This window comes from Microbacterium sp. 05T445 (assembly GCF_056395865.1).
Genome location: NZ_JBFTKJ010000001.1, coordinates 1,005,289 through 1,019,192 on the forward strand (window position 1 = coordinate 1,005,289; position 13,904 = coordinate 1,019,192).

The 13,904-nt window shown below is 71.5% G+C and carries 12 protein-coding genes; 3 read left to right on the plus strand and 9 right to left on the minus strand.

All coding sequences use genetic code 11. The annotated features are described in order from the left end of the window. Positions 1-4: 4 nt before the first annotated feature. Entirely contained in the window at positions 5-1,054 is a 1,050-nt protein-coding gene (locus AC1DDU_RS04935; RefSeq protein ID WP_477431688.1) for a lipoate--protein ligase family protein, read from the minus strand. Positions 1,055-1,110: 56 nt separating this feature from the next. Beyond that, a complete protein-coding gene (locus tag AC1DDU_RS04940; protein ID WP_477431690.1) occupies positions 1,111-1,962 on the minus strand; it encodes an alpha/beta fold hydrolase in 852 nt (283 codons plus the stop codon). 95 nt (positions 1,963-2,057) lie between these two features. Here AC1DDU_RS04940 and AC1DDU_RS04945 point away from each other — a divergent pair, with 95 nt between their 5' ends. Continuing rightward, on the plus strand, positions 2,058-2,531 hold the full coding sequence (locus tag AC1DDU_RS04945; RefSeq protein WP_477431692.1) for a MarR family winged helix-turn-helix transcriptional regulator: 474 nt from the start codon (positions 2,058-2,060) through the stop codon (positions 2,529-2,531). Between the two features lie 5 nt (positions 2,532-2,536). Further along, positions 2,537-3,883, plus strand: coding sequence for an MFS transporter (locus AC1DDU_RS04950; protein ID WP_477431694.1), 1,347 nt, complete (start codon positions 2,537-2,539; stop codon positions 3,881-3,883). Positions 3,884-3,919: 36 nt separating this feature from the next. Here the strand turns inward: AC1DDU_RS04950 and AC1DDU_RS04955 are convergent, their stop codons facing one another. The 4 genes from AC1DDU_RS04955 to AC1DDU_RS04970 are packed head-to-tail and all read right to left on the minus strand — an operon-like array spanning position 3,920 to position 8,812. After that, positions 3,920-5,170 carry a D-arabinono-1,4-lactone oxidase gene (locus AC1DDU_RS04955; protein ID WP_477431696.1) on the minus strand — a complete coding sequence of 417 codons (1,251 nt, stop codon included), beginning with the start codon at positions 5,168-5,170 and terminating at the stop codon, positions 3,920-3,922. Positions 5,171-5,215: 45 nt separating this feature from the next. Next, a complete protein-coding gene (locus AC1DDU_RS04960; protein WP_477431698.1) occupies positions 5,216-6,061 on the minus strand; it encodes a transglutaminase family protein in 846 nt (281 codons plus the stop codon). Between the two features lie 55 nt (positions 6,062-6,116). Next, positions 6,117-7,049 (minus strand): alpha-E domain-containing protein, encoded by a 933-nt coding sequence (locus AC1DDU_RS04965; RefSeq protein WP_477431700.1) that lies wholly within the window; start codon positions 7,047-7,049, stop codon positions 6,117-6,119. Continuing rightward, positions 7,043-8,812, minus strand: a complete 1,770-nt coding sequence (locus tag AC1DDU_RS04970) for a circularly permuted type 2 ATP-grasp protein (protein WP_477431702.1) — start codon at positions 8,810-8,812, stop codon at positions 7,043-7,045. Before AC1DDU_RS04970 ends, AC1DDU_RS04965 begins: the two co-directional genes overlap by 7 nt. An 84-nt stretch (positions 8,813-8,896) precedes the next feature. Here AC1DDU_RS04970 and AC1DDU_RS04975 point away from each other — a divergent pair, with 84 nt between their 5' ends. Continuing rightward, a complete protein-coding gene (locus AC1DDU_RS04975) occupies positions 8,897-10,474 on the plus strand; it encodes a molybdopterin-dependent oxidoreductase (protein WP_477431704.1) in 1,578 nt (525 codons plus the stop codon). 110 nt (positions 10,475-10,584) lie between these two features. Here AC1DDU_RS04975 and rocD read toward each other — a convergent pair whose 3' ends face one another. The 3 genes from rocD to AC1DDU_RS04990 form a co-directional block, all read right to left on the minus strand. Continuing rightward, the gene (rocD, locus tag AC1DDU_RS04980) at positions 10,585-11,811 is read right to left on the minus strand and encodes an ornithine--oxo-acid transaminase (RefSeq protein WP_477431706.1); all 1,227 of its coding nucleotides are present in this window, start codon (positions 11,809-11,811) and stop codon (positions 10,585-10,587) included. Between the two features lie 21 nt (positions 11,812-11,832). Next, complete coding sequence (gene ddaH, locus AC1DDU_RS04985) at positions 11,833-12,717, minus strand: dimethylargininase (RefSeq protein WP_477431708.1); 885 nt, start codon at positions 12,715-12,717, stop codon at positions 11,833-11,835. 143 nt (positions 12,718-12,860) lie between these two features. After that, positions 12,861-13,904, minus strand: coding sequence for an NAD(P)-dependent alcohol dehydrogenase (locus tag AC1DDU_RS04990; protein WP_477431710.1), 1,044 nt, complete (start codon positions 13,902-13,904; stop codon positions 12,861-12,863).

A 13,904-nucleotide genomic window follows, 5' to 3' on the forward strand; every position in this document is an offset into this window, starting at 1 on the left:
TCGCTCACGGCACCCGGCGCAGCCACGCGTCGGTCGCGAACTTCGACTCCACGAGCGCCTCGGCCTCGGCGTACTCGTCGTCGGTGATGCGGCCGGGAACGGCGCCGTAGAGGGTGGTGAAGGTCTCCTCGAGCTTGGCGATGATGGCCTCGCGCGGCAGTCCGGTCTGGCGGCGGAGGGGATCGACGCGCTTGGCCGCCGACGTGGTGCCCTTGTCGCTGAGCTTCTCGCGCCCGATGCGCAGCACCTCGGTCATGACCTCGCCGTCCATGTCGTAGCTGAGCGTCGCGTGGTGCAGCACTCCCCCGTTGGCCAGGCGCTTCTGGGCGGCCCCGCCGATCTTGCCCTGCGGCGAGGCGATGTCGTTGAGCGGCTGGTAGGTCGCCTCGATGCCGAGGGCTCGCAGCGCCTGCAGCACCCAGTCGTCGAGGAACGCGTACGAGTCCGCGAAGGTGAGACCGGCGACGAGGGATGCCGGCACGTACAGCGAGTAGGTGACGATCGAGTTCGCACCCATCATCATCGCGCCGCCGCCCGAGATGCGGCGGACGACGTCGTAGCCGTGCTTCGCGGCGCCGTCCGGATCGACCTCGTTGCGCAGCGACTGGAACGAGCCGATGACGACGGCACTCTCGTCCCACTCCCAGATGCGCAGCGTGGGGCGCCGCCGGCCGTCGCCGACGCGCCCCGTGAGCACCTCGTCGAGGGCGAGGTTCATGCGCGGCGACACCGGCCGCTCGTGGACGATCTCCCAGTCGAAGTCACGCCATCCCGGGGCGGTGACGAGGGCGCGGCGCACCGCGGTGCCGACCGCCTCGGGGGTGAAGCCCAGCAGCTGCGCACCCTCGGGAAGCGCCGAGCGCACGGCGGCGGCGATGGTCGCGACATCCGCCTCGACGGGCAGGCCGTTGACCGCGGCATCGATGTCGAGCAGCGCCTCGTCGGGCTCGAGGAAGAAGTCGCCCGCGAGGTGGAAGTCCGCGATCCGGCCGTCGCGCTCCTCGAGGTCGACGACGACGAGCTTTCCGCCGGGCACCTTGTATTCGCCGTGCATGCATTCAGCCTATTGGTCGCTCGCCCGCACCTGCCGGGCCGTCATCGGCCGGCAGGTCAGTCGCGCACGGCGATGCGCTGGTCGAGCCACGCGAGGAGGTCGCCCCGGACGTCCTCCTGCATCGTCTCGTTGAAGATCTCGTGGCGCGCGCCCGGGTAGACGAGCGTCGTCACGTCGGTGAAGCCGGAGCGCTTGCGGTAGGCGTCGGCGAGTCGATGCACGCTGCGCGGGCCCCCCACCGTGTCATCGCGCCCCACCATCAGCAGGGTCGGGATGTCGCGCCCCAGGTTCTTGCGCGGCTTGCCGAGCAGCCGCAGCGTGTCCATGACCCCGAACAGCTTCGGCAGCGACGTGGTCGTGGTGAGCGGGTCGGCGAGGAACGCGTCCCCGACGGCGGTATCCGACGAGAGCCACTCGACGCCCGTGGACCCCTCGCCGCTCCACGGCTGGTTGAGGTCGCCGGAGTTGAGCGACCCCGGCCACAGCAGCGACGAGCCGCTCAGGATGAGTGCGTCATAGGCGGCGGGGTGCGCGTTGATCAGCTTCTGGGCGATGAACGATCCCCAGGAGTGGCCGAGGAGGACCAGCGGCAGCCCCGGATTCTCGTCGCGGATCAGCTCGGTCAGTTGCCATACCGCGGCGACGGCCGCGCGGAAGCCGCCGGGACCGAGCCTCCCGAGCTTCGACGCGTCGCCGCCGTGCTGCTTCGCGCCCGTGCGGCCGTGGCCGCGGTGGTCGTCGGCGTAGACGATGAAGCCGTCGGCCGTGAGCGCGTCGATGAGGGCTGCGTAGCGGCCGGCGTGCTCCCCCACGCCGTGCAGCAGCTGCACGACCGCTCGCGGCTCGGTCATGGCGGGGTGGACGTCGTAGACGATCGTGACACCGTGCGCGTCGCGGTACTCGGGCATGGCGAGAGTCTAGGGCGCGCGGGGCGCGGCATCCGCTGGATCCTGCCGGTCCGCACTTTCTTTAGCAAAGCTAATGAGCTATGCTAAATAATCGAATGAGCAGCAACGGAACCCCCACGACAGACGACGGCACCGAGATCGGCGACCACTCCGACCTCTCGGCGGCGGCTTCGCAGCTGCGGATCGCGACCTTCCGCCTCGCACGACGCATGCGCACCCAGCGCGCCGTCGATTCGATGAGCGACGGCCAGTTCGCGGTGCTCGCGGCGCTGTGGAAGAACGGGCCGCACACGCTGGGCGAGCTCGCCGAACGCGAACGCGTGTCGGCGCCGTCGATGAACCGCACCGTCAACTGCCTTCAGGATTCCGGCTGGATCACCCGCAGCGCCGACGAGAACGACGGGCGCAAGGTGGTCATCTCCCTCACCGACTCCGGCCGCTCCGTCGTCGACGAGACGGCCCGGCGCCGCGACGCGTGGGTCGAGACCGCGCTGGCCGAACTGACCGACGACGAACGCGCGACGATCGTCCGTGCCGCCGAGATCATGGCGGGGATGGCCACGCGATGAGTGCGATGTTCCGGTCCTTCTCCGCCTTCAACTACCGGGTCTGGTTCATCGGCGCGCTGGTGTCGAACATCGGCGCGTGGATGCAGGCGACAGCGCTGAGCTGGGTGGTGCTCACCGAGCTCACCGACAACGACGCCGCCGCGATGGGCGTGACGATGGCGCTGCAGTTCGCGCCGCCGCTGCTGCTCGTTGGCGTCACCGGCTGGGTCGCCGACCGATTCGACCGGCGGAGACTGCTCGTCGTCACGCAGAGCCTGCTGCTGACGGTCGGCGTGGTGATCGGCATCCTGCTGCTGCTGGGCGTGATGACCCTGCCCCTGATGTACGTCTTCGCGTTCAGCCTGGGTATCATCGCCGCCTTCGACAACCCGGCGCGCCAGGCGTTCGTCTCGGACCTGGTCTCACGAGAGAGCGCGTCGAACGCGGTCGCCCTGAATGCCGCGTCGTTCAACGGCGCCCGCATGATCGGTCCCGCCGTCGCCGGCGTCGTCATCGTCGCGATCGGCACGGGATGGGTGTTCCTGGTCAACGGCGTGACGTTCTGCGCGATGATCGTGGCGCTGCTGCTCATCCGCACCGATGAGCTGATCCCCCGCATCAAGGCCTCGAAGGCGTCGCGCCTGGCCGACGGCTTCCGCTACGTCGGGCGGCGCCCCGACCTCATGGTCACCTTCGCGATGGTGTTCCTGGTGGGCGCGTTCGGCATGAACTTCCCGATCTTCGCCTCGACGATGGCGCTGGAGTTCGGCCAGGAGGCCGATGGCTACGGCCTGCTCAGCTCGGTCCTCGCGGTCGGCTCGCTCGCCGGTGCACTGCTCGCAGCCCGACGCGACCGCGCCCGCATCCGCGTGGTCATCATGGGCACGCTGCTGTTCGCGATCGCCGCGACGGTGTCGGCGATCATGCCCACCTACTGGACGTATGCCGTCACGCTGATGTTCACCGGGTTCGCCGTCGTGACGATGCTGACCACCGCGAACGGCTACGTGCAGACGACCACCGATCCGGCACTGCGCGGCCGCGTGCTGGCGCTCTACATGGCGATCCTCATGGGCGGGACCCCCGTCGGCGCCCCGATCGTCGGGTGGGTCGCCGCCGAGTTCGGTCCGCGCACCGCGATCCTCCTCGGCGCCGTCGCGGCGCTGGTCGCCTTCGGCATCGGCGCGACGTGGCTGATCGCCTCTGGCCGCCTGCGCCGCCACGACGAGAAGAGGTTCCTCCTCACGCTCGACGAGACGCGGCCGCTCACCGTCGTCACCCCCGAGGACTTCAGCGACGAGGTCGCCGGAACGACGCCCATCCGGGTGCTCCCCGGCGATGAGCCGAAGACGGTGCCCGCCCGCGCGAGCTGACGGCCACCGGCTCGGCGCGCCCGCGCGCGGGTCGGGTCAGCGCGCCTCGCGGACGCCCACGCGCTCCAGGTGGGCGCTCGTGAAGCGCCCCTCCGGATCCAGCCGTTCGAAGACGGCGCGCGCGTCGGCCAGCCGCGGGTGCACGCGCTCGATCGCCGCCCGGTCGAAGCCGTGCAGCTTGCCCCAGTGCGGGCGCGCCGCGAACGGCTCGAGCGCCGCCTCGATGCGCGCGACCGCGGCCGCGACGTCGTCGGGCTCGTTGCGCCATGTGAAGTGGATGATCGCGACGTCGCGCCGGTAGGCCGGGCTCAGCCACAGCTCGTCGGCGGCGGCGGTGCGCAGCTCGGTCCAGATGAGGTGGGGGCGGATGCCGTCACCCAGCGCCCGCACCGCGTCCAGCGCCGCAGGAGCGTCGGCACGGTCGACGAAGTACTCGCTCTGGATCTCGTCGCCGAACGACGGCTGCGCGTCCAGCCGGAAATGCGGCAGGCGCAGCATCCAGGGTCCGGGCACGCCGGCGAGCTCGGTGACGTTGTCCTCGGCGCCCAGGGGCGAGTCCCCGCTGAGCGAGCGGGTGCCGTCGAGGATCGTGTCGGGGACGGCGTCCGCGTCGGTGTCGAGCCGGGTCTTCACCCACACGTACCCGACCGCCGGCGCCTCCCACCGCGTGAAGACCGACACGCTGTACCCCGCCGCCGTCAGCCCGTCGTAGCCGGCGAGGAGGGCATCCCACGTCACGCCGGTGTAGATGTCCTGCCGGAGCCGGAAGGAGGGAACCACGTCGAGGGTTACGGCCACGACGATGCCGTAGGCGCCGAGCCCGACGACGAGGGCGTCGAAGTCGGGATCGCCCCGGCGCACCTCGTGCACCTCGGCGTCGGCGCCGACGTAGCGCAGGGCGCGGACGGATGCCGACAGCACCGGATTCGCGTCGCCCGAACCGTGCGTGCCCGTCGCGGTGGCACCGCCGACGTTGATGTGGGGCAGCGACCCCATGTTGCGCAGCGCCCACCCGCGCTCGTCGAGCCAGACGGCCAGCACGCCGTAGCGGATGCCGGCGGGCACGGTCACCGTGCCCGCCGCCTCGTCGAGCTCGAACTCGGGCGCGAAGCCGGTGACGTCCACCAGCGTGCCGGGGGTGTCGGGCAGGTCCGTGAACGAGTGCCGCGTGCCCAGCGCACGCACCCGGCCGGGCTCGCGCAGCACGCGGACGACGTCGTCGACCGAGGTCGCCTCGACGATGCGCGCCGCGGTGTACTCGTACGTTCCTGCCCAGTTGCGAGGCATCCCGGCTCCTTCTCGGCGACGGCGCCGGCGCGACGTGGATCGCGGCTACGCCTCGCGGGTGATCGTGACCTTGACGTGCAGGTTCGACTTGAACGGACCGGCGTAGACACCGCGCAGCGGCGGCACGTCGCCGTAGTCCCGGCCGCGGCCGACGAGCACGTGGCGGTCGCCGATCTCGATGTTGTTGGTGGGGTCGAAGCCCTGCCACTCGCCCGCGAACCACTCCACCCATGCGTGCGACTCACCGGTCACCGCGACGCCGACCTCGGCCGACGGCCTCGGGTGCAGGTAGCCAGAGACGTAGCGAGCGGGGATGCCGACCTCGCGCAGCGCGCCCAGGGCGATGTGGGCCATGTCCTGGCAGACGCCCTTGCGCGCCTCCCAGGCCTCGCTGGCGGTCGAGTGGACGCCGGTGATGCCGTACATGTACTCGACGGCGTCGCCGACGGCGACCGCGATCGCGTGCGCCGCACGACCGGGGTGGTCGTGCTGCGCGGCGATCGACCGCGCGAGCTCGACGACCTCAGGGTGGGGACGCGTGCGCCCGGTCTGCGACAGCTGCTCGACGGTCTCGAGCGAGCGGTTCGCCTCGCGGGCGAGGTCGTCCCACGTGATGTCGATGTGCTCGAGCGGCCGGGGGCGCACCTCGACGAGGGAGCGGGCGGTGATCGTCAGCGACGAGTGGGGCGAGAGCACGTCGAACGCCGCGACCCGCGTGCCGAAGTAGTCGACGTACTGGTTGACGGACGTGGACGGCTCGATGTCCAGCGACGAGTTGAGCACGAACTGGCTGTCGGTGGAGCCCGGCAGCATGCGCGCCTCGTTGTAGGACGCGGTCACGTCGCCGTGATAGCTGAAGCCGGTCTGGTGCTCGATGCGCAGTCTCTTCATGCGCTGCGCTCCCGCTTGCGGGAGCGGCCCCCCGGTTGGTGAGCGTGACGAACCATCATGAGATCTCTCCGATCCAGCTGGGCTCGGCCTGCGTCGGGAAGAACCGCCCGCGGATGGCTTCGGACGCCTCGCGCGTGACCGTCTGCACGCGGTCCATGTGCGTCGGCAGTTCGCCGAGGATCTCGGAGATCGGCCGGTACTCGAGGTCGTTGCGGATCTGCCCGAGCGCTCGCAGCACGGTGTTGGAGTGGCCGACGCGATCCGCACGGGGGTCGATGGCGCTCATGCACTCCTCGGCGCGCTGGATCGAGTAGATGATCGAGCGGGGGAAGAGGCGGTCCAGCAGCAGGAACTCGGCCGCGTTGCGCGCGCTCGGCATGCCCCGGTAGGTGCGCAGGTACGCCTCGTAGGCGCCGCACGAGCGGAGGATGGTCGTCCACGAGGGACCGGATGCCTCGGTGAGCGAGCGCGTCGCGAGCAGGCGCGCCGTCATGTCGGTGCGCTCGATGCTGCGTCCGAGGGTGAAGAACTGCCACGCCTCGTCGCGGCTCGTCGAGGAGTCGACGATGCCCACGGCGAGTGCCGCGCGCTCGCGCACCCACTGGAAGAACTCGTGCACGCGGTCGTTCTGCAGACGTCGCGGCATCCGTGCGCTCGTGGTGTTGAGGGTCTCCCACAGCTCGGTCGAGACGATCTCGCGCGCGCGGCGGGCGTTCTCGCGGGCGGCGGTGAGCGCGTAGGCGATGCTCGACGGGTTCATGCGGTCCACGGCGAGACGGGCCAGCACGTCCTCGCGGCGCACCTGCTCCACGCCTTCGGGCGGGGCCGATCCCATGACGCTGAGCAGCGACCGGCACGCGGTGTCCTCGTCGATCCACGGATCCTCGAGGAGGAGCTGCAGGTGCACGTCGAGGATGCGGGCGGTGCCGTCGCTGCGCTCGATGTAGCGCCCGATCCAGAACAGCGACTCGGCGATGCGGCTCAGCATGAGGTGTCCTCGACGACTCGGCGCGCTTCGTCTCGCTCGTTCCTCGCTCGCTCAACCGGATCCACGGTCGTTGAGCGAGCGAAGCGAGACGAAACGTCATCGGATGCGGACTGCTGCTGCTGCTCGACCTGCTCGACGCGGGAGCGCGGGCGGTCCTGCGGCGAGTGCAGGGGCTCGGTCTGGGCGTCGTAGATGACCGGCACGGCCGCGGTGACGGTGGCCGCCTGATCGGCGACGAGGTCGGCGACGGTCTGGCTCTGGCCGTACTCGACCTGGGAGGGCGCGGAGCCGCCGACGATCCAGGTGTCCTTCGAGCCGCCGCCCTGGCTGGAGTTCACGACGAGCTGCCCCTCGGGCAGTGCGACGCGGGTGAGCCCGCCGGGGAGCACCCACACGTCCTCGCCGTCGTTGACCGCGAAGGGCCGCAGGTCGGCGTGGCGCGGACGCATGCCGTCCTCCACGAGGGTGGGGATCGTCGAGAGCATGACCACGGGCTGCGCGATCCAGCCGCGCGGGTCGGCGAGCAGGCGCTGGCGGAGCTTCTCGAGCTCGGCGGGCGAGGCATCCGGCCCTACGACCAGTCCCTTGCCGCCCGAGCCGTCGACCGGCTTCACCACGAGCTCGTCGAGCCGGTCGAGCACCTCTTCGAGGGCGTTCGGGTCTTCCAGGCGCCACGTGTCGACGTTCTTGAGGATGGGCTCCTCCGCCAGGTAGTAGCGGATGAGGTCGGGCACGTACGTGTAGAGCAGCTTGTCGTCGGCCACGCCGTTGCCCACCGCGTTGGCGATCGTGACGTTGCCCAGGCGCGCCGCGAGCATGAGCCCGGGAGCGCCGAGCATCGAGTCGGCACGGAACTGCAGCGGGTCGAGGAAGTCGTCGTCGACACGACGGTAGATGACGTCGACGCGCTTGGGTCCGCGCGTAGTGCGCATGAAGACCTTGCCGCCCACGCACAGCAGGTCGCGGCCCTCGACGAGCTCGACGCCCATGAGGCGCGCCAGCAGCGTGTGCTCGAAGTACGCCGAGTTGTACACGCCGGGGGTGAGCACCACGACGTTGGGGTCTTCGATGCCGGCCGGCGCCGAGGCCCGCAGCGCCGCCAGCAGCTTGTTCGGGTAGTCGCCCACCGGGCGCACCCGCATCGACACGAACAGCTCGGGCAGGGTCTGCGCCATGACACGGCGGTTCGAGATGACGTAACTGACGCCCGACGGCACGCGCACGTTGTCTTCGAGCACCCGCATCTCGCCGTGCTCGTCGCGGATGAGATCGATGCCCGACACCTGGATCCGCACCCCGTTGGCGGACTGGATGCCGGCTGCTTGGCGGTAGAAGTACTGGCTCGACGCGATGAGTCCCGCCGGCAGCACCTCGTCGCGCACGCAGAACTGGTGCCCGTACGCATCGTCGAGGAACGCCTCCAGCGCCCGCACGCGCTGCTTGACGCCCGCCTCGATGCGCGACCACTCGTCGTACGTGATCACGCGGGGTACGGCATCCAGCGGGAAGGGGCGCTCCTCCCCCGCGAAGTCGAACGTGACGCCCTGCGCGAGGTACGAACTGGCCAGCGAATCGGTGCGGCCGCGCAGCTCCTCCTGGGTCATCTGGGCCAGCGCCTGGTACAGCTCTCGATAGGCCTCGCGCGACTCGGCGGGGGCGCCCGGGTGAGCGGGGCTCCCGAACATCTCGTCGAACGCGGGCACACCCGAGGGCGTCTTGCGCGGCGTCAGCGTCGAGCCGTAGCCGTCGAACAGATCACCCATGCCATGAGCCTAATGCGGCGCTCGTTGCGCTCGTGTTTCCGAGCCGTCCTGCCTGTGGCCGCCCACCGGACGTACTCTTGCACCATGGCGGCGAAGGCCTCGGGCCGCGGCATCCCGGCCCCCCTGACGTGGGTGGCAGGCGTAGCGGCGGTCGTGCTCGGAACGGGCCTGGGCGAGCTCACCGCGGGGCTCGTCGCCCCCGCGTCGAGCCCGATCGCGGTGGTGGGCTCCACACTGATCGATCTCGCGCCGCCGTGGGCGAAGGACACGGCGATCGCCCTGTTCGGCACCGGCGACAAGGCGGCCCTCCTCATCGGGATCTCACTGGTCCTGCTCGTGCTCGCCGCACTCGCCGGATGGATCGAGGTGCACTTCCCGCCGTGGGGCGTCGTACTGGTCGCCGTCATCGGCGTGGCCGTCGCGATCCTCGCGGTCACGCGGCCGAGCGCGAGCGGCCTCGCCTGGCTGCCTGCGGCCGTCGCGGGCGCGGCGGGCGCAGTGGCGCTGTGGATGCTGGCACGGATGCTGTCGCTCCCCGCCGCCGCTGCGTCGGAGGTCGGTTCGTCCGAGGCGGCTGCGACGCCGGCGCCGCAGACTCGGCGCGTGTTCCTCGCGTGGGCGGGCACCGCCGTGGCCGCCGGGGTCCTCGCGACGGTCTTCGGGAGCCTGCGGACCACGGCCTCGGCGGGCATTGCGGCGGCACGGCGGGCGCTGCATCTGCCGACACCCGCGGTGGCGGCATCCGCCGTCCCCGAGGGGGCCGAGCTCGACATCCCCGGACTGGCGCGGGTCGTCACGCCCAACGACAGCTTCTACCGCATCGACACCGCCCTGGTCGTGCCGGAGGTGGATCCGTCGCAGTGGCGGCTGCGCATCCACGGCAAGGTCGCGAACGAGGTCGAGCTGACGTGGGACGACCTGCTGGCGCTGCCCCTCGAGGAGTCGTGGACGACCCTCACCTGCGTGTCGAACGAGGTGGGCGGCACCCTCATCGGCAACGCCCGCTGGCTCGGCTACCCGATCCGCGAACTGCTCGCGCGTGCCCGGCCGGACGCCGACGCCGACATGGTGCTGTCGAGGTCCGTCGACGGGTTCACGGCATCCACTCCGCTGGAGGTGCTCACCGACGACCGGGCCGCGATCCTGGCGGTCGGGATGAACGGCGAGCCCCTGCCGCTCGAGCACGGCTTCCCGGTGCGCATGGTCGTGCCGGGCCTCTACGGCTACGTGTCGGCGACGAAGTGGGTCGTCGATCTCGAGGTGACGCGCTTCGCCGACGCGACCGCCTACTGGACGACCCGCGGCTGGTCCGAGCGCGGGCCGATCAAGCTCGAGTCGCGCATCGACGTCCCGCGCAAGGGGCAGGGGCTCAAGGCCGGGCAGGCGGTGATCGCCGGCGTCGCGTGGCAGCAGCAGGTGGGCATCGAGAGCGTCGAGGTGCGGATCGATGAGGGCGAGTGGATGCCGGCGACGCTCGCCAGCGCGATCTCCGACGACACGTGGGTGCAATGGAGCACCCCCTGGGCCGCCACCACGGGCGACCACGTCATCCAGTGTCGCGCGACGAGCAAGGCAGGCGAGGTGCAGACGGAGGACACAGCGCCGCCGGCCCCCGACGGGGCCACCGGCTGGCACTGGCGAACGGTGACGGTCTTCGATTGAGCGACGCCGTCGCGGCGGCGACCTCTCCGTGTCCTCAGGTCCGGGGAGCGGTCGCGTCGCAATGCAGAAGCTGATCGCCACGAGCCGGCGGCTGCAGGGCTCCGCAGACCTCAGCCGGCGAGCACCACCCGCAGCTGCTCGACCGCCCAGTCCAGCTCGGTCGCGCGGACGACCAGCGGCGGCGCGATGCGGATGGTCTGGCCGTGCGTGTCCTTGACGAGCACGCCGCGCGCGATGAGCCGCTCGGCGATCTCACGACCCGTGCCGACGGCAGGATCGATGTCGACGCCTGCCCACAGGCCGGCGATGCGCACGGCGGTCACGCCGTTGCCCACGAGCTCCTGGAGCGTGCCTTCGAGGTGCTCGCCGAGCAGCTTCGCGCGGTTCTGGAACTCGCCGGTCCGCAGCATCTCGACCACGCGCAGGCCGACGGCCGCGGCCAGCGGGTTGCCGCCGAAGGTCGAGCCGTGCTCGCCGGGACGGATGACGCCCAGCACGTCGCGGTCGGCGACGACGGCCGACAGCGGAAGGATGCCGCCGCCCAGCGCCTTGCCGAGCAGGTACACGTCAGGAACGACGCCCTCGCGATCGCACGCGAACGTCTCGCCGACACGGCCGAGGCCGGACTGGATCTCGTCCGCGATGAACAGCACGCCGCGGCGGGTGCAGATCTCGCGAACCTTCTGCAGGTAGCCCTCGGGCGGGACGACGACGCCGGCCTCGCCCTGGATCGGCTCGATGAGCACCGCGACGGTGTCGGCGGTGATCGCCGCGTCGATCACGGCGGCGTCGCCGAACGGCACCGAGGCGAAACCGGGCGTGAACGGCCCGAAGTCGCCGCGCGCGTCGGGGTCGTCGCTGAAGCCGACGATCGTCGTGGTGCGGCCGTGGAAGTTGCCGTGCGCGACGACGATCTTCGCGGCGTCGGGCGCCACGCCCTTCACGCGGTAGCCCCACGCCCGCGCGACCTTGATACCGGTCTCGACGGCCTCGGCGCCGGTGTTCATCGGCAGCACGAGGTCCTTGCCGCACAGCTCGGCGAGCGCGGCGGCGAAGGGCCCGAGGCGGTCGTTGTGGTACGCGCGGCTGGTGAGCGTCAGCCGGTTCAGCTGCTCCTGTGCGGCGGCGAGGATCGCGGGATGCCCGTGGCCGAAGTTCAGGGCGGAGTAGGCCGAGAGCAGGTCGAGGTACCGCTTGCCCTCGACATCCGTCACCCAGGCGCCCTCGCCGCGCGAGATCACCACCGGAAGCGGGTGGTAGTTGTGGGCGACGTGCTCCTCTTCACCGGCGATGATCTGCGCCATCGCGGTGTCGAGCGGAGTGGGGGTGGCGGTCATGATGCTCCTCTTTCCGCTCGGTCAGCGCCGCAGCTCGAGCGTGCAGCACTTGATGCCGCCGCCGCCGAGCAGCAGCTCGGACAGGTCGACGAGCACCGGGTTGTAGCCACGCTCGCGCAGCTGCGCCTCGAAGCCCTTCGCACGCGGCGAGATGATGACGTTGAGGCCGTCGCTGGCCGAGTTGAGGCCGAACACGGCGCCGTCCTCGTCGGCGACCTTGATCGCGTCGGGGTAGCGCTCGGAGAGGATCGCCTGGCTGCGCTCGTCGAACGCGTGCTCGAGGTAGGCGATGTTCGCCTTCTCGACGCCGCCGGGGCCCTCGACCGGGTCGAGCACCGAGATCGCGGTGTCGAGGTGGTAGAAGCGCGGGTCGACGAGGTTGAGGCTCACGACCTCCTTGCCGAACACCTCGGCGAGCTCGCGGTGGCTGTCGCCGGTCGAGCGGAACCCGGTGCCGGCGAGGATCGTGTCGCCCACCAGCAGGAAGTCGCCCTCGCCCTCGTTGACCTCGACGGGCTCGGCGACCTCGTAGCCGTTGTCGCGGAACCAGTCCATGAACGCCGGCCCCTCGGGCACGCGCTCCTGGAAGCGGAACTTCGCGCCGTAGGCGACGTTGTCGATCACGAAGCCGCCGTTGGCGGTGTACACCATGTCGGGCAGGCCCTCGATCGGGTCGATGAGGTGCACCTCGTGCCCGAGCGCGAGGTAGGTGTCGTACAGCACCTGCCACTGGCGCACGGCCAGCGCCGTGTCGGTCGGGTTCGCCGGCTCCATCCAGGGGTTGATCGTGTAGCTCACCGTGAAGTGCTCGGGGCGGCACATCAGGTAGCGGCGGACCTGCTGGATGCGACCGGCGGTCGCCGCGGCAGTGGTCTCGGATGCGGGCGCGGGGTTCTGCGTGGACATCTTGCTCCTGTAGAGGCGCGGCGGACGCTGTCCAGAGGCCCGGCGGAGCTGCGGAAGCCGACAACCGGGCACGCCTCACCCATTGTCTCATGGAGCCTGGGAGCCGCCTGGATATCCCGGACAACGGATGCCGCGAACGCGGGTCACGGCGCCGCGAGGACCACCGTCTTGCCGACCGCGTGGCCGGCGGCGAGGTGGGCGAGCGCGTCGGCGGCCTCGCCGAACGCGAAGCGGCGCTCGATGACCGGCCGCAGGGAGCCGGTCGCCGACAGGGCGAGCAGCTGCGTCAGCACGTCGGGCTTCGCCGTCGCCGCGAGCGCGCGCAACGGGCGCTTGGAGCCCAGCGAGCGCAGCGCGGCGCCGGCCATGCGCCCGAGAGGACCCAGCACGCGCCCGCCCTCCCCCGACACGAGCACGACGCGCCCGCCGTCGTGCACGAGCTGCTGCAGGGCGCGCAGCGCCGCGGTGCCGGCGATGTCGACGACGGCGTCGAACGTGCTGGGCGGGAGCTCGGGCGACCCCGGCCGCACCTTCCGGTAGTCGAACGTGCGCACCGCGCCCAGGCCATCCACGAGCACCCGATTGCGCTCGCCGCACAGCGCCCACACCTCGGCTCCGCGCATCGCGGCCAGTTGCACCGCGAACGCGCCGACCCCGCCGGACGCCCCGATGACGAGCACCCGCAGGCGCTCCCGAGCGCCGCCGCTCTCGCCCGTCACGCCGGCGAGCTCGAGCGCCTGCCATGCGGTGCCACCGGCGACGGGCAGCGCCGCGGCCACGACCGGGTCCAGGCCCGGCGGGCGCGGCACCAGCCGCGCCGCCGGAGCGACGGCGTACTGCGCGAGGCCACCGCCGCCGGGAAGCTCCCCGACGACCTCGTCCCCGACCGCCAGGTCGGTGACACCCGCGCCCAGGGCGACCACGGTGGCTGCGGCATCCATCCCCCGCACCGGCTGCCGTGGCCGGCGCAGACCGAACGCGACGCGGACGAGCAGCGGTTCGCCGCGCATGACGCGGATGTCGCCGTTGTTGAGCCCGGTCGCGCGCAGCCGGAGCAGCACCTCCCCGCGGCCCGGCGCGGGCACCTCGACGTCGGTGAGGCGCACGACCTCGGGGCCGCCGTAGGCGTCCTGACGCCATGCCGGCATCGTGTCGGTGCGCAGGCCCGCACGGGTGTCGTCGGACAT

What these genes read in the sequence shown, in the direction of transcription:
- AC1DDU_RS04935 (WP_477431688.1), bottom strand. Translation starts at nt 1,054, where the DNA reads ATGCACGGCGAATACAAGGTGCCCGGCGGAAAGCTCGTCGTCGTCGAC.
- AC1DDU_RS04940 (WP_477431690.1), bottom strand. Translation starts at nt 1,962, where the DNA reads ATGCCCGAGTACCGCGACGCGCACGGTGTCACGATCGTCTACGACGTC.
- AC1DDU_RS04945 (WP_477431692.1), top strand. Translation starts at nt 2,058, where the DNA reads ATGAGCAGCAACGGAACCCCCACGACAGACGACGGCACCGAGATCGGC.
- AC1DDU_RS04950 (WP_477431694.1), top strand. Translation starts at nt 2,537, where the DNA reads ATGTTCCGGTCCTTCTCCGCCTTCAACTACCGGGTCTGGTTCATCGGC.
- AC1DDU_RS04955 (WP_477431696.1), bottom strand. Translation starts at nt 5,170, where the DNA reads ATGCCTCGCAACTGGGCAGGAACGTACGAGTACACCGCGGCGCGCATC.
- AC1DDU_RS04960 (WP_477431698.1), bottom strand. Translation starts at nt 6,061, where the DNA reads ATGAAGAGACTGCGCATCGAGCACCAGACCGGCTTCAGCTATCACGGC.
- AC1DDU_RS04965 (WP_477431700.1), bottom strand. Translation starts at nt 7,049, where the DNA reads ATGCTGAGCCGCATCGCCGAGTCGCTGTTCTGGATCGGGCGCTACATC.
- AC1DDU_RS04970 (WP_477431702.1), bottom strand. Translation starts at nt 8,812, where the DNA reads ATGGGTGATCTGTTCGACGGCTACGGCTCGACGCTGACGCCGCGCAAG.
- AC1DDU_RS04975 (WP_477431704.1), top strand. Translation starts at nt 8,897, where the DNA reads ATGGCGGCGAAGGCCTCGGGCCGCGGCATCCCGGCCCCCCTGACGTGG.
- rocD (WP_477431706.1), bottom strand. Translation starts at nt 11,811, where the DNA reads ATGACCGCCACCCCCACTCCGCTCGACACCGCGATGGCGCAGATCATC.
- ddaH (WP_477431708.1), bottom strand. Translation starts at nt 12,717, where the DNA reads ATGTCCACGCAGAACCCCGCGCCCGCATCCGAGACCACTGCCGCGGCG.
- AC1DDU_RS04990 (WP_477431710.1), bottom strand. Translation starts at nt 13,904, where the DNA reads ATGTCCGACGACACCCGTGCGGGCCTGCGCACCGACACGATGCCGGCA.